The sequence below is a fragment of the Coprococcus sp. AM11-30B genome (assembly GCF_027674365.1).
Classification (GTDB): Bacteria; Bacillota; Clostridia; order Lachnospirales; family Lachnospiraceae; genus Allocoprococcus; species Allocoprococcus comes.
On sequence record NZ_JAQDVB010000056.1, the window covers coordinates 1 to 1657 of the forward strand.

At 52.7% G+C, this 1657-nt stretch carries 2 rRNA genes; both read right to left on the reverse strand.

Annotated elements, in window-relative coordinates:
- A 5S ribosomal RNA gene (gene rrf, locus PGU50_RS17900) occupies window positions 1–100 on the reverse strand; the annotation flags it as partial.
- Between the two features lie 127 nt (window positions 101–227).
- Window positions 228–1657 (reverse strand): 16S ribosomal RNA (locus tag PGU50_RS17905); the annotation flags it as partial.

Genomic DNA, 1657 nt, shown 5'->3' on the forward strand with positions numbered 1-1657 from the left:
CTCCCACACCGTCTCCAGTGCAGTACCATCGGCCGATCAGGTCTTAACCATCGTGTTCGGGATGGGAACGGGTGTGTCCCCTGACCGCATCGCCACCAGAAGTATTGAGTTCTTAGCGAAGTCTTTCTGAGCTTAGAACGAAAGCTGTTCTTTAAGCTCTGCGAAAAGAACTTCCTTTACTGATAACTCAACAATAGACAACATTTTCCTTACTTCTTCTTCCTTAGAAAGGAGGTGATCCAGCCGCACCTTCCGATACGGCTACCTTGTTACGACTTCACCCCAGTTATCGGTCCCACCTTCGGCAGCTCCCTCCTTACGGTTGGGTCACTGACTTCGGGCGTTACCAACTCCCATGGTGTGACGGGCGGTGTGTACAAGACCCGGGAACGTATTCACCGCGACATGCTGATTCGCGATTACTAGCGATTCCAGCTTCATGTAGTCGAGTTGCAGACTACAATCCGAACTGAGACGTTATTTTTGAGATTTGCTTACCCTCGCAGGCTCGCTTCCCTTTGTTTACGCCATTGTAGCACGTGTGTAGCCCTGCTCATAAGGGGCATGATGATTTGACGTCATCCCCACCTTCCTCCAGGTTATCCCTGGCAGTCTCTCCAGAGTGCCCATCCGAATTGCTGGCTACTGAAGATAAGGGTTGCGCTCGTTGCGGGACTTAACCCAACATCTCACGACACGAGCTGACGACAACCATGCACCACCTGTCACCGGTGTTCCGAAGAAAAGGCATCATTACATGCCGGTCACCGGGATGTCAAGAGCAGGTAAGGTTCTTCGCGTTGCTTCGAATTAAACCACATGCTCCACCGCTTGTGCGGGTCCCCGTCAATTCCTTTGAGTTTCATTCTTGCGAACGTACTCCCCAGGTGGACTACTTATTGCGTTTGCTGCGGCACCGAAGAGCTTTGCTCCCCGACACCTAGTAGTCATCGTTTACGGCGTGGACTACCAGGGTATCTAATCCTGTTTGCTCCCCACGCTTTCGAGCCTCAACGTCAGTCATCGTCCAGTAAGCCGCCTTCGCCACTGGTGTTCCTCCCAATATCTACGCATTTCACCGCTACACTGGGAATTCCACTTACCTCTCCGACACTCTAGCTGCATAGTTTCCAAAGCAGTCCCGGGGTTGAGCCCCGGGCTTTCACTTCAGACTTACACAGCCGTCTACGCTCCCTTTACACCCAGTAAATCCGGATAACGCTTGCACCATACGTATTACCGCGGCTGCTGGCACGTATTTAGCCGGTGCTTCTTAGTCAGGTACCGTCATTTTCTTCCCTGCTGATAGAGCTTTACATACCGAAATACTTCTTCGCTCACGCGGCGTCGCTGCATCAGGGTTTCCCCCATTGTGCAATATTCCCCACTGCTGCCTCCCGTAGGAGTTTGGGCCGTGTCTCAGTCCCAATGTGGCCGGTCACCCTCTCAGGTCGGCTACTGATCGTTGGCTTGGTAGGCCGTTACCCCACCAACTACCTAATCAGACGCGGGTCCATCTCATACCACCGGAGTTTTTCCCACTGAGCCATGCGGCTCTGTGGTCTTATGCGGTATTAGCAGTCATTTCTAACTGTTATCCCCCTGTATGAGGCAGGTTACCCACGCGTTACTCACCCGTCCGCCACTCAGTCACAAA